A 7303-nucleotide genomic window follows, 5' to 3' on the forward strand; every position below is an offset into this window, starting at 1 on the left:
CCGTCGCAGCGCGGTGCGGATCACGCGATCGCGCACCCCTACCACCAGTTATTAGCCGCGATAGCTATCGGCCCCCACGGGCCAATCGGGGAGCAGGGCCGCACAGTCCGGGTCGACGTCGGCGCGGGCGGATTCGAGCAGTTCGGCGACCGCGGTGTCCCCGGGCAGTTCGGCGGCCACCAGTTCCAGCCGCTGCACCCGCTGCGCCGCGCGCATCTGCTCGGCGGTGCGGGCGTGGTAGCCGCGTACGGTGTCGGCGATCTCGGCCAGATAGCGCACCCGGGAGGTGGGGATGATCTGGGCGAAACGGGTGGAGACCTTGGTCTCGACCTTCGGCAGCACGCCCTCGGCCACCGGCAGCCCGCGCGCGCCGAGCAGGCCGAGCAGGTGCTGGTAGAGCGCGGTCACGCCGTCGTCGTTGAAGGTGGCCGCGCTGGTGCCGAAGACCGGCATGTCCTCCGGCGACGAGCCGAACGCCTCGCGATTGCGCACCAGCTGGCGGGCGACGTCGCGCACCGCGTCCGCGCCGCCCCTGCGCTCGAACTTGTTGATCGCCACCACCTCGGCGAAGTCGAGCATGTCGATCTTCTCCAGCTGGGAGGCCGCGCCGAACTCCGGTGTCATGACATACATCGGCACGTCGACGTGGTCGACGATGGCCGCGTCGCCCTGGCCGATGCCGGGGGTCTCCAGCACGATCAGGTCGTATCCGGCGGCCTTGCACGCGGCGATGATGGCGTCGATGTCGTGTGGGAGCTCGTGACCGCCGCGGGTGGCCAGCGAGCGGAAGAAGACCCGGCCGCCGTCGAGGGAGTTCATCCTGATCCGGTCGCCGAGCAGCGCGCCGCCGCCGCGTCGCCGCGTCGGGTCGACGGCCAGGATCGCCACCCGCAGCTTGTCCTGCTGGTCGGTGCGCAGCCTGCGCACCAATTCGTCGGTGAGCGAGGACTTTCCGGATCCGCCCGTGCCGGTGATGCCGAGCACCGGGACGGTCCGGCAGGCGGCGGCCGCGAGCAGCGCCGCGCGGTCGGCCTCGGGCAGGGCGTCCTGTTGCAGGCAGGTGATGACCCGGGCCAGCGCGCTGCGATCGCCCGCGAGCATCGCGTCGAGGGCGGGCGGTTGCGCGGACAGGTCGACATCGCAGTCCCGGATCAGCTCGTTGATCATGCCGGGCAGGCCGAGGCGCTGACCGTCCTCGGGGGAGAAGATGCGCACGCCGGATTCGGCCAGCCGCGCGATCTCGGCGGGCACGATCACCCCGCCTCCGCCGCCGAAGATCTGCACGTGCCCGGCGCCCGCCTCGCGCAGCGCGGTGGCCAGGTACTCGAAGTATTCGACGTGTCCGCCCTGGTAGGAGCTGACCGCGACGCCCTGCACGTCCTCCTCGACCGCCGCGGCGACGACCTCGTGGACCGCGCGGTTGTGGCCGAGGTGGATCACCTCGGCGCCCTGGGATTGCAGGATGCGGCGCATGATGTTGATCGCGGCGTCGTGGCCGTCGAACAGCGCGGCCGAGGTCACGAAGCGGACCGGGTTGACGGGTTGGTGGAAGGTGCTGCTGTCGGCCACGAATGTCCTCCGGCGAGTCCTGGGGCGCCCAAAAATAGGACGTCATAGGAATACTACGGTGATGCCGGTCACATCGCCATGCGAGTTTCCGCCGCGTGACGGCCCTATCATCGTCTTGTGGCCGGTGGGATGAGTCACACCGCATCGATATACTTGGATGTCCAACTATAGGATGACCGAGATCGCGCAGACCCTGCGCGCGTCAGCGACGACGAAGAGAAGGACTGTCATGGTTCGGGAACTCACGCATTTCATCGGCGGACAGCATGTCGCCGGCACCTCGGGCAAGTTCGGTGACGTCTACGACCCGAACATCGGCGAGGTGCAGGCCCGCGTCCCGCTGGCGAGCAAGTCCGAGGTCGAGGCCGTCATCGCCAACGCCGAAGAGGCGCAGAAGGTCTGGGCCGCGTTCAACCCGCAGAAGCGCGCCCGCGTGCTGATGAAGTTCCTGAGCCTGGTCCAGGACGAGATGGACAGCCTGGCGGCGCTGCTGTCCAGCGAGCACGGCAAGACCATCCCCGACGCCAAGGGCGACATCCAGCGCGGCCTCGAGGTCATCGAGTTCGCCACCGGCATCCCGCACCTGCTCAAGGGCGAGTACACCGAAGGCGCGGGCACCGGCATCGACGTCTACTCCATGCGCCAGCCGCTCGGCGTCGTCGCGGGCATCACCCCGTTCAACTTCCCGGCCATGATCCCGCTGTGGAAGGCCGGCCCGGCCCTGGCCTGCGGCAACGCCTTCGTGCTCAAGCCGTCCGAGCGCGACCCCTCGGTGCCGCTGCGCCTGGCCGAGCTGTTCCTCGAGGCCGGTCTGCCCGCCGGCGTGTTCAACGTCGTCAACGGTGACAAGGAAGCCGTCGACACGCTGCTGCACGACCCGCGCATCAAGGCCGTCGGCTTCGTCGGCTCCACCCCGATCGCGCAGTACATCTACGAGACCGCCACCGCCAACGGCAAGCGCGCGCAGTGCTTCGGCGGCGCCAAGAACCACGCCATCGTCATGCCCGACGCCGACCTCGACGATGTCGCCGACCAGCTGATCGGTGCGGGCTACGGCTCCGCGGGCGAGCGCTGCATGGCCATCTCGGTCGCGGTGCCGGTGGGCGAGGAGACCGCCGACCGCCTGGTCGCCAAGCTGACCGAGCGCGTGCACAAGCTCAATGTCGGCCGCTCCGACGATCCCGGCGCCGACTTCGGCCCGCTGGTCGGCCAGGACGGGGTGAACCGCGTCAACAACTACGTCCAGATCGGCATCGACGAGGGCGCCGAGCTGGTCGTCGACGGCCGCGGCCTGACCGTCGAGGGCGGCGAGAACGGCTACTTCGTCGGCGCCACCCTGTTCGACAAGGTCACCCCCGAGATGCGCATCTACAAGGAGGAGATCTTCGGCCCTGTGGTCTCCGTCGTGCGCGCCGCGACCTACGAAGAGGCCCTGCGCCTGGCCGACGAGCACGAGTACGGCAACGGCGTGGCCATCTTCACCCGCGACGGCGACACCGCCCGCGACTTCGCCTCCCGCGTGCAGGTCGGCATGGTCGGCATCAACGTCCCGATTCCGGTCCCGATCGCCTACTACACCTTCGGCGGCTGGAAGCGCTCCGGCTTCGGCGACCTCAACCAGCACGGTCCCGACTCGATCCGCTTCTACACCAAGACCAAGACGGTGACGCAGCGCTGGCCGGGCGGCGGAATCCGAGCTGAGCTGCCGGGACGCTCCGCGGGCTCCGCGTCCAACGCCTTTGTGATCCCGACGATGGACTGACACTCCGATGTTCACACTCGACGAGGACGAACGGGCGATTCGCGACACCGCGCGCGATTTCGCCGACGAGTTCCTTGCGCCGAACGCGCTGGAATGGGACGAGAAGAAGCACTTCCCGGTCGACGTGCTGCGCAAGGCGGGCCCGCTCGGGCTCGGCGGCATCTACGTCGGCGAGCAGTGGGGCGGCTCGGGCCTGCGCAGGCTCGACGCGGTCCGCATCTTCGAGCAGCTGGCCACCGGCTGCCCGGCGGTGGCCGCCTACATCTCCATCCACAACATGGCCACGTGGATGATCGACGCCTATGGCACCGACGAGCAGCGCGCCCGCTGGCTGCCCGGCCTGACCTCGATGGAACTGCTCGGCAGCTACGCGCTGACCGAGCCCGGGGTCGGCTCGGACGCGGCGGCGCTGAGCACCAGGGCCGTGCGTGACGGTGACGACTACATCCTCAACGGCGCCAAGCAGTTCATCTCCGGCGCGGGCGCCAACGACGTCTACGTGATGATGGTGCGCACCGGAGACGACGGCGCGCGCGGCATCTCGGCGCTGATCGTGCCCGCCGACACCCCCGGGCTGTCGGTCGGACCGAACGAGAAGAAGATGGGCTGGAACGCCCAGCCCACCCGTCAGGTCATCCTCGAGGACGCGCGGGTGCCGGTCGCCAACCGGCTCGGCGCCGAGGGCGAGGGTTTCCGCATCGCCATGAACGGCCTCAACGGCGGCAGGCTCAACATCGCCGCCTGCTCGATGGGCGGCGCGCAGGCCGCCCTGGACAAGACCGTGCCGTACCTGGCCGGGCGCACCGCCTTCGGCAAGCCGCTGGTGGCCAACCAGGCCCTGCAATTCGACCTGGCCGACATGCGCACCGAGCTGGAGGCGGCGCGGACCCTGCTGTGGCGGGCCGCGGCCGCGCTCGACGCCGACGCACCGGACAAGGTGGAGCTGTGCGCGATGGCCAAGCGCTTCGCCACCGATGTCGGCTTCGAGGTCGCCAACAAGGCCCTGCAATTGCACGGCGGCTACGGTTACCTGGCCGAATACGGGCTGGAGAAGATCGTCCGGGATCTGCGAGTGCACCAGATCCTCGAGGGCACCAACGAGATCATGCGGGTGGTCGTCGCCCGCACGGTCGTAGGAGCAGCATGAGCGACAACAACACCGCGGCGGAACCCGAGGTTCTGATCGACAAGCGCGACGGCCTCGGCCTGATCACGCTCAACCGTCCCAAGGCGATCAACGCGCTGAACCACTCGATGGCGCTGGCCATCACCGAGGCGCTGCGCGCCTGGGCCGACGACGAGGAGGTCCGCACCGTCGTCGTCACCGGCGCCGGTGAGCGCGGCCTGTGCGCCGGCGGCGACATCGTGGCCATCCACGCCGACGCCAAGGCAGGCGGTGCGGACGCCGATTCGGCCACCGGCAGGTTCTGGCGCGACGAATACATCCTCAACGCGCTGATCGGCCGCTACCCCAAGCCGTACGTGGTGGTCATGGACGGCATCGTGATGGGCGGCGGCGTCGGCCTGTCCGGTCACGGCAGCCACCGCATCGTCACCGAGCGGTCCAAGATCGGCATGCCCGAGGTGGGCATCGGCTTCATCCCCGACGTGGGCGGCACCTACCTGCTCTCCCGCGCGCCCGGCGAGATCGGCACCCACGTGGCGCTGACCACCGCGCGCATGAGCGCGGGCGATGCCATCGCCACCGGCTTCGCCGACTACTTCGTGCCATCGGAGCACATCCCGGCGCTGCTGGAGACGCTGCGCACCGAGCCCGCCGACGTGGCGATCGCCAAGTTCGCCACCGACGCCCCGGCCTCGCCGCTCGACGCCCAGCGCGACTGGATCGACGCCTGCTACGGCGCCGACACCGTCGAGGAGATCGTCTCCCGCCTGGAGACCGCCGACGCGCCCGAGGCCAGGGCCGCGGCCGCCGAGATCCTCGGCAAGTCGCCGGTCGCGCTGAAGGTCACGCTGCGTTCGCTGCGGGCCGCGCGCGAGCTGGACAGCCTGGAGGCGGTGCTGAACGAGGAGTACCGCGTGTCCATCGCCTCGCTGGGCACCCACGACCTGGTCGAGGGCATCCGCGCGCAGGTGATCGACAAGGACCGCAACCCGCAATGGAACCCGGCGACCCTCGCCGATGTCACCGACGAGCAGGTCGCGGCCTACTTCGTCGGACTCGGCGACAAGGAGCTGGGCCTGGTGACCCCGGAGGCACAGCAGTGAGCAAGAAGATCGGATTCCTCGGCCTGGGCAACATGGGCGGCCCGATGGCCGCCAACCTGGTGAAGGCCGGCTACGACGTGGTCGCCTTCGACCCGGCGCCCGCCGCGCAGGAGCAGGCCCGCACCGACGGCGCGACCGTCGTCGCCACCGCTGCCGAGGCCGCCGCGGGCCGCGACATCGTCATCACCATGCTGCCCAACGGCAAGCTGGTGCTCGACGTCTACGCCGAGCTGCTGCCGGTCGCCGACCCCGGCACGCTGTTCATCGACTGCTCGACCATCGACGTCGCCGACGCCAAGGCCGCCGCGGAGAAGGCCGTCGCCGCCGGTCATCGCGCGGTCGACGCCCCGGTCTCCGGCGGTGTCGCCGGTGCGGCCGCGGGAACGCTGACCTTCATGGTCGGCGGTGAGGAGGCGGACTTCGCCGCCGCGCTGCCGGTGCTCGAGGTGATGGGCGGCAAGGTCGTGCACTGCGGTGGCGCGGGCGTCGGCCAGGCCGCCAAGATCTGCAACAACATGCTGCTCGGCATCTCGATGGTGGCGCTGTCGGAGGCGCTGGTGCTCGGCGAGAAGCTCGGCCTGAGCCACCAGTCGTTCTTCGACGTCGTCTCCACCGCCTCGGGCCAGAGCTGGGCGCTGACCAGCTACTGCCCGGTGCCCGGCCCGGTGCCGACCAGCCCGGCCAACAACGATTACAAGCCCGGTTTCGCCACCGCGCTGATGACCAAGGACCTGGGTCTGGCCGCCAACGCCCTGCGCGACAACGGCGTCGACGGACAGCTCGGCGCACTCGCCGCCGAGATCTACACCCGGTTCAACCAGACCGATGCCGCGCGTGACTTCTCGGCTATCGTCACCGATGTCCGCAACCGTTCCGAGCAAGAGGGTGACAAGTGACCGACTTCGAGACGATTCTGCTGGAGCGCAGGCCCAACAGCGCCGGTAAGGGCGCCGTCGGCTGGATCACGCTGAACCGTCCCAAGGCACTCAACGCGCTCAACGCGCAGGTGCTCGACGACGTCATCGCCGCCCTCGACGAGCTCGAGCGGGACGACGAGGTCGGCGCGGTCGTCATCACCGGCTCCGAGCGGGCCTTCGCCGCGGGCGCCGACATCAAGGAAATGCAGCCGAAGACGTACATGGACATGTTCATGGACGACTACTTCGCGCGCTGGGAGCGGCTGGCGAACTTCCGCAAGCCCACCATCGCGGCCGTCGCGGGCTACGCCCTCGGCGGCGGCTGCGAACTGGCGATGATCTGCGACATCCTGCTCGCCGCCGACACCGCCAAGTTCGGTCAGCCCGAGATCAAGCTGGGCGTCATCCCCGGCATCGGCGGCTCGCAGCGCCTGACCCGCGCGATCGGCAAGGCCAAGGCCATGGACCTGGTGCTCACCGGCCGCAACATGGACGCCGAGGAAGCCGAGCGCGCCGGGCTGGTCTCGCGCATCGTGCCCGCGGCCGAGCTGCTCGACACCGCGCAGCAGGTCGCCGAGACCATCGCCTCGATGTCGGTGCCGGTCACCATGATCGCCAAGGAGGCGGTCAACCGCTCCTTCGAGACCACCCTGTCCGAGGGCCTGCGGTTCGAGCGCCGGGTGTTCCACTCGCTGTTCGCGATCGAGGACCAGAAGGAAGGCATGGCGGCCTTCGTGGAGAAGCGGCCCGCCCAGTTCGGCAACCGCTGACCCGAACCCCGTTCGAGGGCCCCGGGGGCCCCCCCCGCGCGGGGCGGGGGGGGGGG

The 7303-nt window shown here is 69.9% G+C and carries 6 protein-coding genes; 5 read left to right on the forward strand and 1 reads right to left on the reverse strand.

The features are described from left to right. Nucleotides 1–51: 51 nt before the first annotated feature. Nucleotides 52–1569 carry a cobalamin-dependent protein gene (locus QH283_RS14640; RefSeq protein WP_280503548.1) on the reverse strand — a complete coding sequence of 506 codons (1518 nt, stop codon included), beginning with the start codon at nt 1567–1569 and terminating at the stop codon, nt 52–54. Between the two features lie 229 nt (nt 1570–1798). Here QH283_RS14640 and QH283_RS14645 point away from each other — a divergent pair, with 229 nt between their 5' ends. Genes QH283_RS14645 through QH283_RS14665 form a run of 5 tightly spaced genes read left to right on the forward strand, consistent with a single transcriptional unit; the run spans nt 1799 to nt 7247 of the window. Continuing rightward, on the forward strand, nt 1799–3331 hold the full coding sequence (locus tag QH283_RS14645; protein ID WP_280503549.1) for a CoA-acylating methylmalonate-semialdehyde dehydrogenase: 1533 nt from the start codon (nt 1799–1801) through the stop codon (nt 3329–3331). A gap of 7 nt (nt 3332–3338) precedes the next feature. Beyond that, complete coding sequence (locus QH283_RS14650; RefSeq protein WP_280503550.1) at nt 3339–4478, forward strand: acyl-CoA dehydrogenase family protein; 1140 nt, start codon at nt 3339–3341, stop codon at nt 4476–4478. Beyond that, complete coding sequence (locus tag QH283_RS14655; RefSeq protein WP_280503551.1) at nt 4475–5560, forward strand: enoyl-CoA hydratase/isomerase family protein; 1086 nt, start codon at nt 4475–4477, stop codon at nt 5558–5560. Before QH283_RS14650 ends, QH283_RS14655 begins: the two co-directional genes overlap by 4 nt. Continuing rightward, nucleotides 5557–6456, forward strand: coding sequence for a 3-hydroxyisobutyrate dehydrogenase (gene mmsB / locus QH283_RS14660; protein ID WP_280503552.1), 900 nt, complete (start codon nt 5557–5559; stop codon nt 6454–6456). Before QH283_RS14655 ends, mmsB begins: the two co-directional genes overlap by 4 nt. Further along, a complete protein-coding gene (locus QH283_RS14665) occupies nt 6453–7247 on the forward strand; it encodes an enoyl-CoA hydratase (RefSeq protein ID WP_280503553.1) in 795 nt (264 codons plus the stop codon). Before mmsB ends, QH283_RS14665 begins: the two co-directional genes overlap by 4 nt. The last annotated feature ends 56 nt before the right edge of the window (nt 7248–7303 follow it).

This window comes from Nocardia farcinica (assembly GCF_029867845.1).
GTDB lineage: Bacteria > Actinomycetota > Actinomycetes > Mycobacteriales > Mycobacteriaceae > Nocardia > Nocardia farcinica_A.